This is a genomic window from Providencia sp. PROV252 (assembly GCF_033676005.1).
GTDB lineage: Bacteria > Pseudomonadota > Gammaproteobacteria > Enterobacterales > Enterobacteriaceae > Providencia > Providencia vermicola.
Window position 1 is genome coordinate 294,393 of sequence record NZ_CP096294.1, and the last position, 21,340, is coordinate 315,732.

The 21,340-nt window shown below is 41.6% G+C and carries 17 protein-coding genes; 10 read left to right on the forward strand and 7 right to left on the reverse strand.

Annotated features, from left to right (window positions below):
• Positions 1-23 precede the first annotated feature (23 nt).
• From dtd to msrA, 8 genes are all read left to right on the forward strand, one after another.
• Positions 24-461, forward strand: coding sequence for a D-aminoacyl-tRNA deacylase (gene dtd / locus M1F05_RS01310; protein ID WP_206084907.1), 438 nt, complete (start codon positions 24-26; stop codon positions 459-461).
• Between the two features lie 23 nt (positions 462-484).
• The gene (fabY, locus tag M1F05_RS01315) at positions 485-1,399 is read left to right on the forward strand and encodes a bifunctional GNAT family N-acetyltransferase/hotdog fold thioesterase (RefSeq protein ID WP_206084905.1); all 915 of its coding nucleotides are present in this window, start codon (positions 485-487) and stop codon (positions 1,397-1,399) included.
• A 254-nt stretch (positions 1,400-1,653) separates the two neighbouring features.
• Entirely contained in the window at positions 1,654-2,223 is a 570-nt protein-coding gene (locus M1F05_RS01320) for a TetR/AcrR family transcriptional regulator (protein ID WP_206084903.1), read from the forward strand.
• A gap of 103 nt (positions 2,224-2,326) precedes the next feature.
• Positions 2,327-3,259, forward strand: coding sequence for an SDR family NAD(P)-dependent oxidoreductase (locus M1F05_RS01325; RefSeq protein WP_206084901.1), 933 nt, complete (start codon positions 2,327-2,329; stop codon positions 3,257-3,259).
• A gap of 253 nt (positions 3,260-3,512) precedes the next feature.
• A complete protein-coding gene (locus tag M1F05_RS01330) occupies positions 3,513-4,574 on the forward strand; it encodes an MBL fold metallo-hydrolase (protein ID WP_241016859.1) in 1,062 nt (353 codons plus the stop codon).
• A 388-nt stretch (positions 4,575-4,962) separates the two neighbouring features.
• Positions 4,963-7,017, forward strand: coding sequence for an ATP-binding cassette domain-containing protein (locus tag M1F05_RS01335; protein ID WP_206084895.1), 2,055 nt, complete (start codon positions 4,963-4,965; stop codon positions 7,015-7,017).
• A gap of 25 nt (positions 7,018-7,042) precedes the next feature.
• Positions 7,043-8,059: a glycine betaine ABC transporter substrate-binding protein gene (locus M1F05_RS01340; RefSeq protein WP_206084887.1), complete on the forward strand. Its 1,017-nt coding sequence runs from the start codon at positions 7,043-7,045 to the stop codon at positions 8,057-8,059.
• 30 nt (positions 8,060-8,089) lie between these two features.
• Positions 8,090-8,545: a peptide-methionine (S)-S-oxide reductase MsrA gene (msrA, locus tag M1F05_RS01345; RefSeq protein WP_206084885.1), complete on the forward strand. Its 456-nt coding sequence runs from the start codon at positions 8,090-8,092 to the stop codon at positions 8,543-8,545.
• Between the two features lie 43 nt (positions 8,546-8,588).
• Here msrA and M1F05_RS01350 read toward each other — a convergent pair whose 3' ends face one another.
• Together M1F05_RS01350 and M1F05_RS01355 are read right to left on the reverse strand one after the other, a co-directional pair.
• Positions 8,589-10,346, reverse strand: coding sequence for an AsmA family protein (locus M1F05_RS01350; protein ID WP_206084877.1), 1,758 nt, complete (start codon positions 10,344-10,346; stop codon positions 8,589-8,591).
• Positions 10,347-10,457: 111 nt separating this feature from the next.
• Entirely contained in the window at positions 10,458-11,846 is a 1,389-nt protein-coding gene (locus M1F05_RS01355; protein ID WP_206084876.1) for a uracil-xanthine permease family protein, read from the reverse strand.
• 236 nt (positions 11,847-12,082) lie between these two features.
• Here M1F05_RS01355 and gltS point away from each other — a divergent pair, with 236 nt between their 5' ends.
• Entirely contained in the window at positions 12,083-13,297 is a 1,215-nt protein-coding gene (gene gltS, locus M1F05_RS01360) for a sodium/glutamate symporter (RefSeq protein WP_206084875.1), read from the forward strand.
• Between the two features lie 104 nt (positions 13,298-13,401).
• Here gltS and recG read toward each other — a convergent pair whose 3' ends face one another.
• From recG to gmk, 5 genes are read right to left on the reverse strand one after another with little or no spacing between them, the layout of a single operon-like run.
• Positions 13,402-15,483, reverse strand: a complete 2,082-nt coding sequence (gene recG / locus M1F05_RS01365; protein WP_206084874.1) for an ATP-dependent DNA helicase RecG — start codon at positions 15,481-15,483, stop codon at positions 13,402-13,404.
• Positions 15,484-15,498: 15 nt separating this feature from the next.
• A complete protein-coding gene (gene trmH, locus M1F05_RS01370) occupies positions 15,499-16,212 on the reverse strand; it encodes a tRNA (guanosine(18)-2'-O)-methyltransferase TrmH (RefSeq protein WP_206084867.1) in 714 nt (237 codons plus the stop codon).
• A 5-nt stretch (positions 16,213-16,217) separates the two neighbouring features.
• The gene (gene spoT / locus M1F05_RS01375; protein ID WP_206084865.1) at positions 16,218-18,335 is read right to left on the reverse strand and encodes a bifunctional GTP diphosphokinase/guanosine-3',5'-bis pyrophosphate 3'-pyrophosphohydrolase; all 2,118 of its coding nucleotides are present in this window, start codon (positions 18,333-18,335) and stop codon (positions 16,218-16,220) included.
• A gap of 19 nt (positions 18,336-18,354) precedes the next feature.
• On the reverse strand, positions 18,355-18,630 hold the full coding sequence (gene rpoZ, locus M1F05_RS01380) for a DNA-directed RNA polymerase subunit omega (protein ID WP_004262665.1): 276 nt from the start codon (positions 18,628-18,630) through the stop codon (positions 18,355-18,357).
• A gap of 57 nt (positions 18,631-18,687) precedes the next feature.
• A complete protein-coding gene (gene gmk, locus M1F05_RS01385) occupies positions 18,688-19,311 on the reverse strand; it encodes a guanylate kinase (RefSeq protein WP_206084863.1) in 624 nt (207 codons plus the stop codon).
• A 321-nt stretch (positions 19,312-19,632) separates the two neighbouring features.
• On the opposite strand from gmk, the gene ligB reads away from it, so the two are divergent.
• A complete protein-coding gene (gene ligB / locus M1F05_RS01390) occupies positions 19,633-21,339 on the forward strand; it encodes an NAD-dependent DNA ligase LigB (protein WP_241016858.1) in 1,707 nt (568 codons plus the stop codon).
• Position 21,340 lies beyond the last annotated feature (1 nt).

A 21,340-nucleotide genomic window follows, 5' to 3' on the forward strand; every position in this document is an offset into this window, starting at 1 on the left:
CCATCTTTTTGTGCAGAGTAATCATGATTGCATTAATCCAGAGAGTCACTCATGCGAGTGTGGTTGTTGATGAACAAACGGTTGGGCAAATAAACTCAGGTTTGTTGGTTCTGCTTGGCGTTGAAAAAGACGATGACGAGCAAAAAGCAAAACGCTTATGTGAAAAGGTGCTGGGCTACCGTATTTTTAGTGATGAACAAGGGAAAATGAACCTGAATGTTCAGCAAGCGGGAGGCAGCTTATTGGTTGTCTCACAATTTACGTTAGCGGCAGACACCAAAAAAGGCATGAGACCTAGTTTTTCTGGGGGGGCAGAGCCTGAAAAAGCCGATAAACTGTACCAGTATTTTGTGGAACAAAGCCGTCAGCATGGCGTCACGACTGAAACTGGGCAATTTGCTGCTGATATGCAAGTGAGCTTAACTAATGACGGCCCTGTGACCTTTTGGCTGCAAGTGTGATTCCATTTTTAAAGGGGGAAACGATGTACCATTTACGTACACCGAAAGATGAAATTGAATTTGCAACTTACTACCACTTTCGTTGGGAAATGTTGCGAAAACCCTTCAATCAACCCCTCGGTTCTGAAAAAGACGGTTATGATTTAACGGCTCACCATCAAATGGTGGTGGATGATAAAAACCGTATTTTGGCGATTGGCCGTCTATATATTAATGCCGATAACGAAGGTGCAATTCGCTTCCTCGCTGTTAATCCCGTCATGCAAGGTAAAGGGCTGGGGAAGTTGATTATTATGGCTCTGGAGTCAGTTGCACGGCAAGAAGGTGTAAAACGTATTGTTTCCAGTGTGCGTGAAGAAGCCGTTCCTTTCTTTAATAAGATGGGGTTTGAAAATAGGGGGCAAGTTGCAGGGCAGCTTAAAACACCTGTGCGTCATTATTTAATGATCAAGCCAATTGAAACCCTAGACCAAATCTTACATCGTCCTGATTGGTGTGGTGAATTACAGCAAGCATGGCATAAATACATTCCGTTAAGTGAAAAAATGGGTGTTCGCATCGAACAATATACAGGGACCCGTTTTATTACGACAATGCCAGAAGCGGGCAACCAAAACCCCCATGAAACTATTTTTGCAGGTAGCCAATTTTCACTCGCGACATTAACCGGTTGGGGGCTTATTTGGCTGCTAATGCAAGAGCATCAACTTGGTGGTGATATTGTGTTAGTGGATGCCAACATCCGCTACGGCAAGCCAGTGAGTGGCAGGCCAACGGCAATTGCGGATTTAGCGAATATGAGTGGTGACCTTGACCGCTTAGCGCGAGGCAGCAAAGCGCGAGTTAAACTGAAAGTGGAAGTAAGTAACCCAAATAACCAAGTTGGTGCAGTTTTTAGTGGTGTGTACATGGTGTTACCCGTTGATAAAACACAGTAAAATAGAAGGGGGCATACAAGCTCGGAGAAAGCGTAATAGCTCCCAGTTATACCGCACATTGCCCTATTTTTGAGTACGACTCGTTCCATTAGAGATGTTTTGGCATGGTTTTAATGGAACGAGAAAATGGACTCACATTTTTTTTAAATTTATCTTCAAACTTATTGCATCTATTTCTCTCTATCAATATAATTGAGTGATTAGTCAGTCATTAAAGTTGATGAGAGACGCAATATTTTATTTGGAGATACTCTATGGCTCGTCCCTTGAGCTCACAAAAATACACTGCATTGATTAATGCAACGATAAGTACTCTTGCTGAAAATGGTTTATCAGCAACGACGGCAAATATTGCAAAACGTGCAAAAGTAGCCGTAGGCACTCTTTTTACCTATTTTCCAACCAAAGAACAATTATTTAATGATGTTTATTTGCTACTCAAAAGCGATATGGCTGAACGCCTAGTCACTGGTTACCCTAAAAATGCTGATGTGCATACACAAATAAAGCATGTGTGGTCAGGGTATACTGAGTGGGCATTAAAAAATCCTAATGGAAAACGAGTGCTTAGATTGCTTTCTGTCTCTGAGCTACTGACGCCTGAAACCCTTGCTAAAACACCTGAGCCTCTTGTTTTAATCGACCAAATGTTTACTCAAGCGATTAAAGATAATCTTTTAGTTTCTGATGAAAAAGATTTTATTTATAACATTTTTCAGAATATATCAGATGCAACAAGTGAACAAATTGAAAAGCAACCAGAACGTAAAGATGCATTATTACAACTTGGTTTTGAAATAATGTGGAAAGCGATTTCAGCATAAGCATTATATTTAATATTTATTAATGAATAGCAATTTAACTGGCAATGAATCATTGCCAATTCTTTTGCTCGCCCTTTTTTTGTCTTAAATTAGGAATAGGATCATGAAAATCAAAACATCGTTTGGCTTCCATAGCCTCGCAGACGAAGTGATTCACGGTATAGATTTAACGGGTAAAAATGCCATTATAACGGGGGCGGCTTCAGGTATTGGGTTTGAAACAGCTCGCTCTCTTGCAAATAATGGCGCCAGTGTAACTCTGGCGGTCAGAAATATTGAGGCTGGCCAACAAGCTGCATTAGAAATAATAAAATCGACAGGCAATCAGCAGGTTGATGTTGCTTACCTTGATCTAACGAATAAAAGCTCAATTCGTGAATTTACCTCAACATGGTCAAAACCGCTGCATATACTTATTAATAATGCAGGTGTTATGGCAATGCCAGAAACACGAACAAATGAAGGATGGGAAGCCCAATTTGCGACTAATTATATAGGGCATTTTTTACTCACAAATGGGTTATATGAGGCTCTAAAAAAAGCAAATGGCTCGAGAGTCGTGGTTGTTAGTTCGTCGGCTCATCATTTTAGTCCCATTGTGTTTGATGATATTCATTATCATATCCGACCTTATGACCCTTGGAGTGCTTATGGGCAATCTAAAACGGCGCTTATTTTATTTGCGGTAGAGGCTACGCGCCGTTGGGAAAAAGATAAAATATGGACTAATGCGGTTATGCCAGGGGCGATTAAATCTAATTTACAACGCTACTCAGGTGAATTACCTGTGCCTGAGCACCTTTGGAAAACACCACAACAAGGTGCAGCAACATCAATATTTGTCGCGACTTCTCCTATTATTGAGAATATTGGTGGCCGTTATTTTGCTGACTGTAATGAAGCGGAAATGATAACCCACACTTGTGGCGATAGAATGAAGGAGTTTTCCGTTGTAGCGGGTTGGGCATTAGATAAAAATAATGCAATACGTTTATGGGAAATGACAGAAGAGTTATTATCTTTACCGATTCGATAAAATTAATACTCATTCAATTTATATAACCCTTATCTGAAAATTATGTATATTGTATTTAAACAGTAATAGGTTATCGTTTTTTAATATCAGATATATAAATTTAGTAACTGATAATTAAATGATATGGTGATTAATTACTTTACCCTAGGCCAATAAAATTAGCATACATAATATTAATGCATATTACTATGCTAATTTTAACTATTTTATAAATACAGTTTAATTTAACCATATGATATTGAAGAAAAAGATAATGCTCATATTCTTTTTAGGTTTATTCATTTTGCTTGTTATTGGGTGTGCTATTTTTTCGCGTACATTCCCCCAATACCTAACGAGCGCTAACTATAGTCAGGAAAAAAAAGCATTTGTTAATCCTCAACTATTACGCAGTGTGACTTTGAGTGATGGTGTAACAGGGTTATTTAAAATGTTAGGGGGTGAAAGCCAATATAAGCCTAAAATAAAATTCCCAATGCAAAAACCAGATTGGTCATTATTTCTAAAGGATGATGGGATTAATCGGTTTATTTGGTTCGGTCATTCCACATTATTAATGCGAGTTAATCAACAAACTATCGCAGTTGACCCTGTTCTTGGGGCATCGGTTTCTCCGCTGGTTATTAATATGCGCCGTTTTCAAGAACCCGCAGCTTCCATTGATGAATGGCCACAAACCGATATTGTTTTAATCTCCCATAACCATTATGACCATTTTGAAGAAGAGACATTACGGCAACTTGGGCAACAAAATGCACGATTTATTGTTCCTCTAGGTTTAAGTGAATATCTCAAACCGCTCGGAATTGATGCAAAAAATATTGAAGAGCTGGATTGGTGGCAAACGGCTGTGGTTGGTGAAAACCGCTACACTTTAGTCCCTGCGTTGCACAATTCTGGACGTAGCTTGACTGACAGTAATAAAAGCTTTTGGGGAGGATATGTTATTCAGGATATGAATGAAACACTGTATTACAGTGGGGATACTGCTTATGGCCCTCATTTCGCTGAAATTGCTAAAAAATTTCCTAATATCAACATTGCATTTATTGAAAATGGGCAATATGACAAACGTTGGCCAGACGACCATATGTTTCCAAGTTTAACGGCGCAAGCTGCGTTCGATATCAACCCACAACGCATTGTTCCTGTGCACTGGGGCGCCTATGCGATGGCATTTCATCCATGGAATGAATCGGTGCGTGAGAGTATCCCGATGATGCGAGATAAAGGCCTTACACCACTCACACCATATCAGGGCCAAGTTTTTGATATTAATACACAAACATCGGAGTGGTATTTGGATAATGAATAAATAATATTATATGAATAGCAAATAACACATTTAGCTAGCCTATTGGATAGCTAAATGTGTGTGCATGACAAAAACGTCCTTTGCTGAAGTATTAACAGGTTTTTACACTGTATCCATTCATATTTAGCTTATGCGTAGAATTTAGCAAACATAATAGTAATTAGTTGAAATATATAACCTGTAGCCGTAATAACTATCTGCTCTAATCTATTCAAATTTAATACTTCTTTTATTTCCTCCAAATCCATTACCCTACTAGCAAGTTATCATCAACAATATAAATAAAACTTAAAATTAATTTAACGTCACATAACACGTTTAATAATAAATCTTAATTATTGCGTGGAAGTGGCCGTTTTGAATAAAAATTTTATTGAGAGCTTAACCTGTGAATATTCAATCACCATTAGGGAAATACGCCGCAGCAGCGTTAGATAACGATGCTGCTAATGAAATCGTTGTTGAGTTTCGTGATGTCACAAAAACCTACTCATCAAAGTTGAAAAATGAGCAAAAACTGGCTGTAAACCACATTAACTTACAAGTCTATCGCGGCGAAGTTGTTTGCTTGATGGGGACATCCGGCAGTGGAAAATCAACATTGTTACGTCACGTTAACCGGTTAATTGATTCAAGTAGTGGTCACGTTTTTATTGAAGGTCAAGATATCAGTCAACTAAACCCGAAATTATTGCGTGAATTACGTGCAAAGCGTATTGGCATGGTTTTTCAACATTTTGGGTTGTTGCCTCACCGAACGGTTATTGAAAACGTCGCTTTTCCGCTTGAATTGGACGGGGTGCCCGAAGTTGCCCGCTTCGCTGCTGCTAGGGAGCAACTGAAAGCCGTAGGATTAGAAGGATGGGATAACCATTATCCACATGAGCTCTCTGGTGGCATGCAACAGCGAGTGGGTTTTGCTCGCGCATTAATCACTCAACCGGATATTTTATTAATGGATGAGCCGTTTAGTGCTCTCGACCCGACTATCCGCCGTAGCTTACAGTATCATTTTCTAAAATTAGTTCGTGAACGTGGGATCACTACCTTATTTGTCACCCACGATCCTAGTGAAGCGCTACGCCTAGCAGACAGAATAGCCGTAATGCGTCATGGTCAACTCGTGCAAGTTGCAAGCCCAAATGAACTTCTTGCTACCCCTGCTGATGCAGAAATTGCCGAGTTTTTTCAAGACTATTCATCTTCTCCTGTTCGTATTGCTGCTTTAGTCACCAGCACAGATCCTGCAGTAACGGATATTCCTTCACCGGGCTCCCACGATGCCCTTGCACGTTGGAAAACATTACTGTTAGGCCCCGCTGCACTAGCTGAATATGGTAAAGGTGGGTTGTTTTGGCTAACAATGGCGATTGAATTAGCGGCAATTAGCCTAATAGTACAAGGCTTATTATCGGACATTGATTTATGGTTATCAGGCTTACTTTTAGTCATTGCGAGCCGTTTTTTCACCTTATCGGTGATTCGGCGTTCTCGACAAAACCCGCATTCAGGTTGGAAGTTGCCATTATCAGTTTTGCTTTTTAGCCAAATATTTGTTATTTGGCGAGCGTTGACTTCTGAAATTGAAACGCTTTTTTTTACCTTTCCTGTTGATCGACTGCTTTTTTCTGAAACAGCTCAACAGATTGATAATATTATTGATTGGTCACAAAATACATTTGAAAGTGCTTTTGTTGGCATTATCGTATTAGTCCGAACCGTTATTGAAAGTATTGAAGCGATATTTGGCTGGCTACCTTGGCCTGTTAGTGCAGTGGCATTGATTTTCTTATCGTGGCGTGCTGCGGGTTTTGGTCTGAGCTTATTAAGCACCTTATCCATTATTTATATTGGCTTATTTGGTTTTTGGGAAAGAACGATTTCGACCCTCGCACTCGTCGGTTCCTCGGTCGTTATTGTTTTAATTCTGGGCATTCCACTTGGCATTTTAGTCGCTAAAAAATCCCTAGCTCGCAAAATATTGACGCCGATACTCGATATAATGCAAACCTTACCAACCTTTGTGTATTTAATCCCCGCCGTGGCCTTTTTTTCTATCGGGAAAACACCTGCAGTAATTGCCACCGTTGTTTTTTCTCTTGCGCCAATGATCCGTTTGACGGCTTTAGGGTTACAAGAAGTTTCAAAAGAATCTGTCGAGGCTGCAATTGCCCATGGTGCAAACCCTTGGCAAGTTTTAACCAAAGTCCAACTGCCCTTAGCCAGACATTCGCTCCTGTTAGGTATTAACCAAACCATCGTGATGAGTCTTTCTATGGTTGTTGTTGCTGCCCTTATCGGTGCAGGCGGCTTGGGTTATGACGTTATGGCTGCATTACGTAACATTAAAGGAGGGGAAGGTGTTCTTGCTGGGATAGCTATCGTACTTTGTGCGCTCATTCCTGACCGTATCATTCAATCAAAACTACACAAGCAACAATAATAACCACCTGTTTTAAGGCTAAATTATGAAAAAATCAGTATTTCAGCAAGTTGGTGCTGCTTTATTATTTGCAGCCCTTTCATTTCCAACACTAGCAAAAGATAAAATTGTTATTGGCGAGCAAAATTGGACGGGTGCCATCGCTATCCAACATATTTTAGGCGAAGTTATTAAAAGTCGGTTAGATGGCGATGTAACCTATCTTGCGGGGGATTTGCCCGTGCTATTCGCTGCAGCAGGAAAAGACGATGGAACTGTGGATGTTCTGACGGATGTTTGGCTGCCAAACCAATCGGCAGCATGGGCAAAATACGTCACCGGCAGCAAAACATTGATACCAACTAAAAACCCTTATATTGGTGAGCAAGGGTTTTACATCCCAGGGTATTTACAAGATAAATACAACATTAAATCAGTTTATGACTTACAAAAACCTGAAATTGCGGCACTGTTTTCACCTTTAGGTGGCGGAAAGCCTGAGTTATTGGTCGGCCCTGCGGGGTGGGAGTCAACTTATATTGGCGAAATTAAAGCGAAAGACTATGGTTTTGGCGATAAATTTGCGCCAGTGTCAACTGAAGCTTCTGTTACATATGCAAAACTCGCAGCCGCTTATAAAGCTAAACGTGGCGTGATTTTCTATGCCTATACGCCTGATTGGATATTCGCAGCCTATGACTTACGCCGCCTAGAAGAGCCCACTTTTGATGGTTATGCGCAAGATAACAAAAAAGATGACCCAGCTTATAAGGCTGATGGATGTTGGAAATTTATCAGCCCAACAGTCGACTCTGATTGGTTAAATAAAAGCCATATTACATGTGCTTATCCTGATGCAAAAGTTTATGTGCTGTCTGCTGCGAGTATAGAAAAACGTTCTTCAAAAATTGCTGCCTTCTTGCGTAATGTGGCAATCGAACCTGCTGAGTTAAATCAACTTATTCTGCAAATTGAAAAGGAAAATGTACCACCTGCTATTGCGGCTAAAAATTGGGTTAAAAATAATTCAGCCACCGTTGATAAATGGTTGGCGGGTCAATAAGTAAATATTGATATCGATGACGAGGTCACTATGAGTCAGGAAGCGCTACAACAAGCCACTTTTGGCGCAGGTTGTTTCTGGGGAGCTGAAGCCGCGTTTCAAACGCAAAATGGGGTATTAAATAGCCGTGTAGGTTATGCACGTTCTGCCGATGAAACCTCTCCATGGATAGAAGTGGTACAGGTCGATTTTGACCCTCTGCAAACGAGTTATGATGAACTTTTATCGCTATTTTGGAAGATTCATAACCCACAATCTATTGATAAACAAGGTAATAATGTCGGTGAGAAATACCGTTCAGCGGTGTTTACGCATTCAATTGCTCAAGCCAATCAGGCAATCGCATCAAAAAAATTACTGGAGCAGCAGCATTATCAAGGTAAACCTGTCGCCACAGTAATCGTCACATTCGCAGAGTTTCAATTAGCGGATGAGAAAGATCAGCATTATGTGCAAAAGCATGGCGCTGGCGCTTGTTCAATTTGACCAATAAAAGGTAAACCATACTCAGCAGCCTCTCGTGGACTCATTATTGAGTGATAAGAGCAGGGGAGGGCTCTTCCTGAGGCATTTCAGAAGGTTGCTGAGTAGCATCAGATTCCACCGAAGAGGTCACAACCCCTTTTACGACCGTACGATATAAGCGCTTACCTTGAAGAGGCATCGCCATCAGCTCACCATTTACGCTTTTAGCAACTGAAGGGGCGAGGAAATCTCCCTGTAGTGTTGCATCAAAATCCCCAATAACTTGTGCTGGGAAACCTGACCATCCCCATTGATTTAAATCGATTAAATCAATGTTAGTCCCTGAAGCTCGCAACAAAAATGGCACTTTTTTCGGTTCTTGTTTCACTAATACACCAATCTTGCTGATACCTCTTTCCGTACTGACTGTTAAACTCGCTGCTGCGGAGGATTTCCCACTCTGACGTACTTCTAAGAACGGACGACGAACTAAAACTTGGTTAATTGTGCCGCTATCGGCATTGAATGTCGCCTTACCGCTCCAAACTCCCCACTGTTTTAGCTTAATGAGGTCAACATCTTCAATGTTGGCGCTTAACGCTGTGAATTCGAACGGGAATTCTGGCTGGATATTCATCAGCAACGATTGGGAGACAGTGAATTTTTTGATGGATAGGCCTGATAACCAAGAGGGTGCGGGTTCAGCAAAAAAAGCGAGCCAAGTTTCTGGTAGGGTATATAAAATGCCGCCTAGCTTACCTTCATTAATGGTAAGAACTTGATCATTACGTTGCCAAGCACCACTTAAATTAAATACGCCTTTGTTATAGTAGCCTGATAACTTGTTGATGTTTAGGTTGTCTCCATCAATATTCAAGTCACCGATTAGTGTACTTAGCTGTTGATCTTTCATGACTAATTGGTCAACATTAAAGCTAATTTTACTTTTAGGGCTTGTCCAGCTACCTCTGACCAAACTTAGCTGATCGATTTCTGTACTCAGCCCTGAAAGCGCCCAGTCTTTTCCTTGAATATCAATGTTAGTTAATTCAATATTTTTGATTTGAATGGTTCTATCACTACTAATTGCATCAAATAACGTATCGAAATCAATACTGTTTTCCCAGCCAACCTTATTCATTGCTAATGAATCAATCGTAATTGCACCATCAGTAAATACTTTACCTTCACCTGCAATATAACCGTTATTTAGGTATGCACTCGCTTTGTTGATTTCAGTGACTTGCTCTTGCAACTTTCCAGTCAGTGCCACATTTTTAAATGGTAATTCATTGATTTTTAATTGGCTGGAGGTGAAACGAAAATCGCCATAGCCAAACGGATGATTCACTGTCGGCCTCCACGGCGTGATCCCCCCAGTAAACCCTGTAGCGAAAATGGTGTCATCACCTTGTTTAAGGGTTAGCTGACTATTTTCAAATTGCAGAATATCCGCCGAAATAGGCAGTGGTGTTGATTCAGGGGATAGGGTGGTAGAAAGCTCACCTTGTGTGATGATGAAGCGACGGATCGCTGTACCACTGAAAATATTGCGCCAATTTACATCAACCACGATTTGACGTGCATCTAGGGACAAGTCTTTGTTTTGTGAGGTTAATTGTACATCTTGGAAGATGAATTCGCCAGGGTTGGAAAATTCATGTCCCATAATCCCTACATGAATATCGTAGTCAGTAAATTTGCTAAGGAATTGACTCGAATAGGATGCTCCCCAGCGCGTTTGTAACCCAATGTAGGCGGCGATAAACAATAGCAGCAGTAGCAAGAATGCATAGGTAACAAATTTAATTAACCATTTCACAGCTAGCTGCTCCTCAAATTTGTGGGGGAATGCGTTTAATATCGCGATAATTTAAGGATAGCATACAGAAGAACCGCCAGAATATTCAACTCTAGCGGTTTAGATGAACGATTATTTTTCGAGTGGGAAAACTAAATTCAGTACAATTGCTGTTAATCCGCCTGCGGCAATACCAGAAGAAAACAAGGTTTTCAGCCAGTCTGGGGCAAATTGCAGAATTAACGGCTGCTGTGAAACTCCCATTCCAACAGCGAGTGACAGCGCGATAATCATAATCGCTCGGCGATTAAGTGGTTCGCGGGAAACAATACGCACACCAGATGCCGCAATCGTCCCAAACATCACAATGGTTGCACCGCCAAGAACGGGTTCAGGGATTTGCTGTACAAAACCCGCAACAGCAGGGAACAACCCCAGTAAAACAAGCATCAATGCGACGATATAACCCACATAGCGGCTAGCAACACCAGTTAATTGAATAACCCCGTTGTTCTGACCAAAACAGGAATTCGGGAAGGTATTAAATACGGCGGAAACCATTGAATTTAAGCCGTTTGCTAATACGCCACCCTTAATGCGTTTCATGTAAAGTGGGCCTCGAACGGGTTGTTCAGAAACGTCAGAGGTTGCGGTGATATCACCAATGGTTTCCAAAGAAGTTACCATAAAGATTAAGATCAGGGGGATCAACAAGTTCCAATCAAATGATAAACCATAATAGAAAGGTTCAGGTACAGTGATAATAGACTGATTTGGCTCAGTTGGCTGCGCATTTGGTAGCATATCCATCCACCAAGCAGCAAGGTAGCCTACTGCCATTGCTATGACTAAAGAGGCGACTCGTAGATAGGGATTTTTTTGGCGGTTGAGCAGAATAATGACTGCGAGAACAATGCCTGCCAAAATTAAATAATCAGGGGAGCCAAAGGTATTATCGCTAATTGCCCCATAACCGCCCCCAATAGAGGTGAGACCGACTTGGATCAGTGATAGTCCAATAATCATTACAACAACACCAGAGACCAATGGCGTAATGACGCGACGCGCTAAATGTAAGAAGCGAGACAAAATAACTTCAGTGAGCGCAGCAACTAATAACGTACCAAATAGTGCCGCCATCATGGATGGAATATCTGCCCCACCTTGCTTGAGTGCAACACCTCCCATAATTAAAGGTGCAACAAAGTTGAAACTGGTTCCTTGGATAGATAATAACCCTGAACCAATAGGCCCCCATGCTCTAATCTGAATTAAAGAGGCAATACCAGAAGCAAATAGAGACATGCTAATAATACGTTGGGTATCATGTGCAGGTAACCCGAGGGCTTGGCAGATCAGCATTGCGGGGGTGATAACAGCAACAAACATCGCGAGAAGGTGCTGCCCAGCCGCGAATAGGGCTTGGGGAAGCGGTGGCCTATCTTCTAATTTATAGATGAGCTCACTTTGGGTGTTTATCGTTGATTCCGTATTTTGTTTTTCAGACGTTGCTGTATTCATTGCCTTCATTTCCCACCAACAAAAAACGCATTGTAAAGCGACTAAATTAAAAAGCAATCGTTTGCGCAAAATAAATATTGTAAATAGTTAAACTAAGTTCATCACATTTTTATATCTTTTGACTTGTATTTATAACAGTTTTTTTTTCTAATCTGTTCACCTGTTTTTGGCGTTTTAAGGAAGAAATTAACGTCTTACTAATATTTAATAATTTTAACAACAGACGAGGTACGTAAATGTATCATCTCGATGTCTACGGGACTTTGGTAGCAGCTACATTAGTATTACTGCTTGGACGGAAACTCGTTAAAACCGTTCCTTTTTTAGAAAAATACACGATTCCAGAGCCTGTTGCAGGCGGATTGTTAGTCGCTTTTAGTCTACTTTTGCTGAAGCAAATGTTTGATTGGAGCTTGTCTTTCGACTTATCACTTCAAGAACCGATGATGTTGGCATTCTTCGCCACCATTGGTCTAAATGCCAACCTAGCGAGTTTAAAAGCAGGTGGTAAAGCGTTGTTTATCTTTATTTTTGTGGTTGTCGGTTTATTGCTTGTCCAGAATACTGTGGGGATTGCCCTTGCAAAACTACTGGGACTAGACCCATTAATGGGGCTACTTGCTGGTTCAATCACACTTTCTGGCGGTCATGGTACTGGCGCGGCATGGGGGAAAATATTCTCTGAAAGCTATGGTTTTAAAAGTGCAACCGAAGTTGCAATGGCATGTGCAACATTTGGGTTGGTCTTAGGGGGATTAATAGGAGGCCCTGTTGCACGATTCCTAACGCGAAATATTCCGACGCCAGGTACACTAGAAGACGATAAAGACGTTCCAACAGCGTTTGAAAAACCACAGTCAGGCCGTATGATAAGTTCAATGGTGCTGATTGAAACCATTGCCTTAATCGCTATCTGCTTATTGGTCGGTAGCTACCTTTCGGGTTTATTAGCGGAAACGGTGTTTGCTTTACCGAAATTTGTGTGTGTTCTTTTTGTCGGTGTGATCCTCAGTAATGGCTTATCCATACTGGGCTTTTACCGGGTGTTTGATCGTGCGGTTTCTGTATTAGGTAACGTTAGCTTATCATTGTTCTTAGCGATGGCATTAATGAGCTTAAAACTATGGGAGTTGGCATCATTAGCTATTCCGATGATTGTTATTCTGGCCGTGCAAGCATGTGTAATGGCGGGATACGCGATTTTTGTTACTTTCCGTGTGATGGGCAAAAACTACGATGCGGCTATTTTAGCGGCAGGTCACTGCGGTTTTGGCCTTGGTGCAACACCAACAGCGATTGCAAACATGCAAGCGGTTACAGATAGATTAGGACCATCTCACTTAGCATTCTTAGTTGTACCAATGGTTGGTGCATTCTTTATTGATATTGTGAATGCTATAGTCATTAAATTGTATCTGATGTTACCCGTTTTCCCGACTATTGCGGGATAATTAATATTCTAATCATCGATAGTAAAACAGGTATTGCCGTGAATAAGTTCACGGCAATTTTCGTTTAAAGAAGTGTATTTAGAACGTGGATTATGGATTATGGATTATGCATGCCCATATTGCTCGCGCTCAGGTAGCCAGCGTTCAATAATTTGTTGTGCATTTTCAGGGTATTGTTGTTGAATATGGCGAGCAATGCGCTGCACTTCTGGCAACATATATTGATCACGGAGTAAGTCAGCCACTTTAAATTCAGCATTGCCTGTTTGCCTCGTGCCTAATAATTCTCCTGGCCCGCGAATTTCTAAGTCTTTTTGGGCGATGACGAAACCGTCGTTACTATCACGTAAGACTTGTAGGCGTTGCTTGGCGATATGGGTGAGCGGCGTTTTATATAAAAGTACACAGTGAGAAGCAATCGCCCCACGACCTACACGGCCTCTTAATTGATGCAGTTGAGCAAGGCCTAAACGCTCAGGATTATCAATAATCATTAAACTGGCATTGGGGACATCAACACCAACCTCAATTACAGTTGTCGCGACAAGTAGCTGAATTTCATTATTTTTGAATGCCGCCATAATGCTTTGTTTTTCAGCTGGCTTCATTCGTCCGTGAACGAGGCCCACTTTGAGTTCAGGGAGTGCTAGTGCCAGTTCTTCACTTGTCACTTCAGCTGCTTGGGCTTCTAATAGCTCAGAATCTTCGATGAGTGTACATACCCAATAGGCTTGGCGACCTTCGTCAATACAAGCTTGGCGTACACGTTCGATAATATCACTACGTCGTGTATCAGGGATGGCGACGGTAGTCACGGGTGTTCTCCCAGGAGGGAGTTCATCAATAACGGAAGTATCTAAGTCCGCATAGGCGGTCATCGCTAGCGTGCGTGGAATTGGTGTAGCGGTCATAATAAGTTGATGAGGGTGAAACCCTTGCTGCTCTCCTTTTTCACGCAGAGCGAGGCGCTGGTGAACGCCAAAACGATGCTGCTCATCAATGATCACTAAACCTAAGCGATTAAACTTCACTTGCTCTTGGAAAATAGCATGCGTTCCAACTACCATTGAAACTTCACCGCTTGCAATAGCTTCCTGTTGTTGTTCCCTCGCTTTCCCTTTTTGTTTACCAGCAAGCCAACCGACCTTGATGCCCAATGGTTCGAGCCATTGTTTGAAAGTATTTGCGTGTTGTTCAGCTAAAATTTCAGTCGGTGCCATTAAGGCAACTTGCTTACCATTTTCGATAGCACATACAGCGGCTAATGCAGCAACAAGGGTTTTTCCTGAGCCCACATCTCCTTGAATTAAACGCATCATTGGTGAGTCTTTCGCGAGATCAGCTTCAATTTCACCCACAACACGGTTTTGTGCATTGGTTGGTGAAAAAGGTAACTGTGCGAGCAGTTGTGCCTTTAGCTTGCCATTAGAGGTTAACCGTTGTGCATATAAACGTTCGTTACCAGCTCGAATTGCTAACATACTTAAGTGGTGAGCTAACAATTCTTCAAGTATCAAACGTTTTTGTGCAGGATGGTGACCTTTTTCTAATTCACTGAGTGCAACATTGGGGGGCGGGTTATGCAGTAATCGTATTGCATCTGGCAGGCTTATCATGCCACGGCTCAGTTCTTCAGGAAGTAACTCTTTAATTTTATTGTTATCAAGCATGACCAGAGCTTGATCCATGACTTTGCGTAACGTGGCTTGGCGAACCCCTTCTGTAGTGGGATAAACAGGCGTCAGATTTTCCTGCAGCGTAATACTGCCTGTATCTTGAGAAACTTTATATTCAGGGTGAATAATCTCAGGGCCTGTATTACCTCTGCGAATTTCGCCATAGGCGGTAACTTGTCGGCCTTCTGCTAAGTTGTTTTTCATCGCAGCAGAGAAATTAAAAAAGCGCAGTGTTAAGTTGCCTGTTCCATCAGTAATGAGGCTGGTCATCATTCGCTTTCGACCAAAAACCACTTTTGTTTGGATCACTTCACCTGTGATAGTCGCCGTTGTTCCAGGTAAAAGGTCTTTGATTTGGTACAAACGGGTATGGTCTTCGTAGCGAAGTGGAAAATGAAGAAGTAGGTCTTGAACGGTGTTCAAACCGATTTTACGCATTTTTTCTGACTGGCTTGCACCAATTCCATGCAGCGAAGTCAGTGAAATGGTATCAAGTAGCCCACTATTCATGTTCTTTCCTTTTCCTTAACCAAATTGTTGTCTTTTCATTTTTTCGGTTAGTTGCATTTGCACCCACCAATCATCAGTGGCTTCAATTTGCCCTTGTTCATTGATATATGGACGCGGCAAGCCTTTGCGTTTAGCCACTTCAGCAAGTACAGGATAACCCCCTTCAAATAGCCACTCTTGCTGCTCTTGCGCTGATAGCGTGCTGTGTTGGCGGTCATACATGCCGGCTAATTGCCGCTGCCTTTGCGCTTCATAGAGTATTAAGGCAGAGGCGACAGAAACATTCAATGATTGCACCATACCCGCCATTGGAATAATGATGTGCTTATCTGCCAGTGCGAGCGCTTGCTTTGAAATACCTTTTTTCTCTTGTCCCACCATAATACAAGTTGGGCGGGTATAATCAATTTCGCGAAAATCAACAGCGTGCTCAGATAAGTTTGTCACTAATACCTGCATATTTTGCGATTTTATTTGTGAAATAGCATCTTCAGTTGATTGATGAGAGATAACCTTTACCCAACTGTTACTACCTGCGGCGGAAGAGACGGATAATTTAACCTGTTGGTCTGGCCAAATAGCATGAATTTGGTGAATACCCACAGCATCAGCGCTGCGGACTATCGCAGAAACATTATGGGGTTTATGAATTTCTTCAAGGCAAATCGTGAGGTCTGGCTGCCGCATCGCCATCATTTGGCAAATGCGGCGATAGCGGCGTTCATTCATATTCGTTAGTTACGGTTTCGGCTTACTCGTAGAACATCTGGCATGATACGTATCTTACGCATAACATTTGCCAGCTGAACACGGTTTTTAGTAGTCAGGCGGATAAAGGCACAGTATACACGACCATCTTTCTCCTCAGTATTCATACTCTGAATGCTTGAGTTGGCATCATTAATTGCAGCCGTGAGGTTTGCAAGCGCACCTTGATGGTTAATCATGTCTACTTTGATTTCAGCGATGAAATCGGTATCAGTTTCGTTATCCCATTCAACGGCCATAAATTTATCGGGCTCTTTTTGGTAGCCACGGATATTACGGCAAGATTCATGGTGAATAACTAGGCCTTTTCCAGGGCTAATATGTGCCACGATAGGGTCACCAGGAATTGGGCGGCAACATTTTGCAAAGGTGATTAAAACACCGTCAGCACCTTTGATAGACAGTTTATTACGGCTTTCAATGACAGCTTGATCTTCTAGTGTGCCCTGTGGATTATTTTGTAAGTTACGCGCGACAACAACACTCATTGCGTTGCCTAAGCCTATTTCGGCAAGCAAATCATCAATAGAATTGAGCTTCATGCGGGCCAGTTCAGCATCGATATGATTTTGAGGAATATCGGCGAGTTTATTTCCTGCCCCTAAAGCATGATTAAGTAACCGTCGACCAAGATTAATTGAGTCTTCGCGTTTTAAATTTTTCAGTAACTGGCGAATTTTGGCGCGAGCTTTTGAGCTGACAACAAAATTAAGCCAAGCGGCATTTGGACGTGCACCTGGCGCTGTTATGATTTCAACGGTTTGACCACTACTCAATGACTGGGATAACGGGTATGGTTGTCGGTCAACACGAGCACCAACACAAGCGTGTCCAATATCTGTATGCACCGCATAAGCAAAATCAACAGGGGTTGCGCCTGTTGGTAACTCAACAATACGACCTTCGGGGGTGAAAACGTAGATTTCATCAGGGAATAAGTCTGATTTCACGCTTTCGATAAATTCAAATGAGCTACCTGCACTTTGCTGTAATTCAAGCAGGCTCTGCATCCAACGCTGTGCTCTGACTTGCGCTGTAGTGCCTTGTTCACCTTGCTCTTTATAGGCCCAGTGAGCAGCAACGCCCATCTCTGCCATTTGGTCCATATCCTCGGTGCGAATTTGGACTTCAACTGGCACGCCATGTGGCCCAATTAAAGAGGTGTGCAGGGATTGATAGCCGTTAGCTTTAGGGATAGCAATATAGTCTTTAATACGCCCTGGACGTGGTTTGTATAAGCTATGCATCTGACCTAAAACACGGTAGCAGGTATCTACATCTTTGACGATGACCCTAAAAGCATAGATATCCATGATGGAATGGAAACGTTGCTCTTTTTGGTGCATCTTACGGTAGATAGAATATAAGTGTTTTTCTCGACCACTGACACGACAAGGAACACCAGCTTCAGTGAGTCGACCGTCAATTTCAGAGAGAATTTTTTGGATCATCTCTTTTCGGTTACCACGAGCCGCTTTAACGACTTCTTTGATAACTCTGTAACGGTTAGGATAGAGTGCTTCAAAACCAAGCTCTTCGAGCTCTGTTTTTATATGGTGTATACCCAGCCGATGTGCTAGCGGGCTATAAATCTCTAGGGTCTCACGAGCAATACGGCGACGTTTATCAGGCCTTAATGAGCCTAATGTGCGCATGTTGTGAGTGCGGTCTGCCAGTTTAATCAAAATGACGCGAATGTCTTTGACCATCGCCATAATCATTTTGCGGAAGTTTTCTGCTTGAGCTTCTTTTTTGTCGCGAAAGTTTAGCTTATCAAGTTTGGAAACACCTTCAACAAGACCTGCGACGGTTGTTCCAAACAATTCTTCTATGTCCTGAAATGTTGCTGGAGTATCCTCAATCACATCATGAAGTAGCGCAGCCATAAGTGTTTCATGATCCAGACGCATTTGGGCAAGAATACAAGCAACAGCAACAGGGTGAGTAATATAAGGCTCACCACTTGAACGGGTCTGTCCTTCATGGGCATCCCGTGCGACAACATAGGCTTGTTTTAGTAATTCAATTTGCTCCTTAGGGAGGTATTTTTGAATAACTAAATTAAGGCTTTCAAACAGATACAAGGCAGACCCACCTTAGTAATTAGCGACGACCTTCAGCGATTGCCGAAACTGCCTGCATTTCAGCCGCTTCTTGCTCTTGCTGTTCTTGGCGTTCACGCACATCCAAAATGTGACCGTTAATTAAACCTTCTTCTACTTCACGTAGCGCGATAACTGTGTATTTATCGTTTTCTTCAGGAACTAAAGGGTCTTTTCCACCAGTTTGTAACTGGCGAGCTCTGCGTGCTGCGACCAATACGAGGTCAAAGCGGTTACCAATTTTCTCTACTGCGTCTTGAACAGTTACGCGTGCCATAAGTGTGCTACTCCAAAAGAAATAAAAAAATGACCTGATATGATACTGAAACTATTCTCAGTCTGCTAGTAATTTGCTGATTAAAGCATCATGTCTCTGAACTTGGCGCCCTAATTTTAAGCGTTCAGTGCGGATAATGGATTGTAAATCGCCTAATGCGGTATTGAAATCATCATTAACGATAAGGTAATCATACTCGTTGAAGTGTTCGATTTCACCTACTGCTTGTGACATTCGTTTTTCAATGACTTCATCACTATCCTGGCCACGGCCACGTAGCCTGCGATAAAGTTCGTCTTTGGATGGTGGGAGAATAAAAATACTGCGCGCTTCTGGCATTCTAGCCCTAATTTGTTGCGCTCCCTGCCAATCTATATCAAGAAAAACATCCACTCCACTTTTTAAAACGTCTTCAATAATAGGTTTAGACGTTCCATAGTAATTTCCAAAGACACAAGCGTGCTCTAAAAAGTCACCATTTTCGACCATTTGTAAGAAATCAGTTTCTGATACAAAGAAATAGTGCTCACCATGAACTTCACCAGGGCGTGCAGCTCGAGTTGTATGAGAAACAGAAACTTGCGTGTCATACAACGGTTGTGTTTTCAATAGAGCCTGAATAAGGCTTGATTTACCCGCACCACTAGGCGCAGAAACAATATATAACGTACCTTGTATCATGATGATTTCTTGAATAGTCGAGGGTTAAACATAAAAGACGGAGATAAACCCCACATAGTATACACACACTTCCATCAACATGCAGCGATATCAATAAAACATAAATAGTAGAGAAGAGAAATTTGATCTATGAGTAATCTGCGAGCAGCTTCCAGAAATTAATTGAGTATTCTTGAAAATCACATCTGTCTTGCGAAGCTTTTCGCAAAAAAACACATTTTAGCGTGAGCGTTAAGAAAAATACTTTCATGCTTAAAAAGATAAAGCGTATTGAGTATAGGGGAAGTTAATTATTTAAAAGGAATTGTTATGGCATGTTTTATGGATAAATTTAGGAGTAACTTAGCGTTTATTATTGGTATGTTGATGGTTGGTTTTTGGGGAATTGGTAGTTTAGCCTTTGGTTCCAGTCATGTTGAATTAAATGAGCATTGCGAATTAGGGAACATGAGTGAGATTGAGCGAGAAAGCCATCGGTTAGGCGCTCAGTTACAGGAATGGAATCAGGTCTATCGGTTATCTGGTCATAGCCAAATTAGTGATGAAGCTTATGACCAATTACTTCATCAATGGCAATCTTTACGCCGTTGCCAGCAACTTTCTGAAGAACTTCCCGAAGTTGTGCTACCTAAAAAAGTACAACTTATTAAACATCCTATTCCCCATACAGGATTGAAAAAGCTAGCCGAATCTGAGGTATATAAATGGGTTGATTCTCGCCGTGAAATCTGGTTACAACCGAAAGTGGATGGCGTGGCAGTAACCCTTGTCTATCAAAATGGTCATCTTATTTCTATGATCAGCCGTGGTAATGGCATTGAAGGCTTAGAATGGCGCGATAAAGCTGACTTTATACCTGCAATTCCAAAGCAGATTGATATACATAAAAGTGTCATTTTACAAGGTAAACTTTTCTGGCGGTTGAACCAGCACATCCAAGCAAAAAGTGGGGGAGTAAACGCCCGAAATAAAATAGCGGGTTGGTTAATGCGTAAGGCACAGCCAAAAGTTCTTGAGCCTGATATCGGAATATTTATTTGGGCTTGGCCAAACGGTGAATCAGAACCAATGAAACAGCTTCAGGATCTTGCTCAATTAGGGTTTCCCTTAGCAAAAAAATATAGTCACAAAATTGAAAATAAAACACAAGTAAAGCAATGGCGTGAGCACTATTATCAAAATGAACTTCCTTTCGCCACGGATGGTATCGTACTAAAAAGTTATCCATTTCCAGATGCGTTTGCGTGGAAACCAAATCAAAATAGTTGGGCGGTTGCTTGGAAATATCCACTGCGTAGAGTGGCTTCAGTGGTCAAGTATTTACAATTCAAAGTTGGCCGAACAGGACGAGTGAGCGTTGTTGCGACGATTAACCCCATCAATCTTGAAGGAAAAACTATCTCTAGAGTCAGTATTGGCTCATTGGCATCTTGGAGAAAAAAAGATTTACTTGAAGGAGATAAAGTCTTGGTTACTCTTTCGGGTCTTGGAACACCTAAAATAGAAGACGTTATTTGGCGGCTTGAAAAGCGTACATATCCAGATCTTTCTACTTTTGATAGTTTTAATTCACTTAGTTGCTTAGCATATACAAATGCTTGCTTACAACAGTTTGTTGCTCGTTTAATTTGGTTAGGTAAAAGCTTAAAAATTAAAGGGGTGAATGAGGCCACATGGCGTGACTGGGTTGAAAATCATCAGCTAACTGAGTTAACGACATGGCTACGACAAGATTGGCAAAACGGGCTACCGAAAAACAAAAAAAATACCTCTTCAATCGAACAGTTTCAATCAGTTAAATTTCAATCAATCCCATTATGGCTAAAAGGTTTAGGTATCCCCTTACCGAAAATGAAAATTGAGCAAATTATAGCGCTAGAGGGCCTTTATAACAGTTCTGAAATTGAACGCTTAAAGCTAACCCAAAAGCAAAATGAAAAGTTAGAAAAATGGTTAGCTGAGCCTGAAGTTCAATCTGCGTTACAAGCCATACAGAAATTTAAAGCAAATGAGCCATTAACTGAATAAA

Coding starts and splice junctions, on each gene's coding strand:
- dtd (WP_206084907.1), top strand. CDS start 24: ATGATTGCATTAATCCAGAGAGTCACTCATGCGAGTGTGGTTGTTGAT.
- fabY (WP_206084905.1), top strand. CDS start 485: ATGTACCATTTACGTACACCGAAAGATGAAATTGAATTTGCAACTTAC.
- trmH (WP_206084867.1), bottom strand. CDS start 16,212: ATGAATGAACGCCGCTATCGCCGCATTTGCCAAATGATGGCGATGCGG.
- M1F05_RS01325 (WP_206084901.1), top strand. CDS start 2,327: ATGAAAATCAAAACATCGTTTGGCTTCCATAGCCTCGCAGACGAAGTG.
- msrA (WP_206084885.1), top strand. CDS start 8,090: ATGAGTCAGGAAGCGCTACAACAAGCCACTTTTGGCGCAGGTTGTTTC.
- M1F05_RS01340 (WP_206084887.1), top strand. CDS start 7,043: ATGAAAAAATCAGTATTTCAGCAAGTTGGTGCTGCTTTATTATTTGCA.
- recG (WP_206084874.1), bottom strand. CDS start 15,483: ATGAATAGTGGGCTACTTGATACCATTTCACTGACTTCGCTGCATGGA.
- M1F05_RS01330 (WP_241016859.1), top strand. CDS start 3,513: ATGCTCATATTCTTTTTAGGTTTATTCATTTTGCTTGTTATTGGGTGT.
- ligB (WP_241016858.1), top strand. CDS start 19,633: ATGGATAAATTTAGGAGTAACTTAGCGTTTATTATTGGTATGTTGATG.
- M1F05_RS01355 (WP_206084876.1), bottom strand. CDS start 11,846: ATGAATACAGCAACGTCTGAAAAACAAAATACGGAATCAACGATAAAC.
- gmk (WP_206084863.1), bottom strand. CDS start 19,311: ATGATACAAGGTACGTTATATATTGTTTCTGCGCCTAGTGGTGCGGGT.
- gltS (WP_206084875.1), top strand. CDS start 12,083: ATGTATCATCTCGATGTCTACGGGACTTTGGTAGCAGCTACATTAGTA.
- M1F05_RS01320 (WP_206084903.1), top strand. CDS start 1,654: ATGGCTCGTCCCTTGAGCTCACAAAAATACACTGCATTGATTAATGCA.
- rpoZ (WP_004262665.1), bottom strand. CDS start 18,630: ATGGCACGCGTAACTGTTCAAGACGCAGTAGAGAAAATTGGTAACCGC.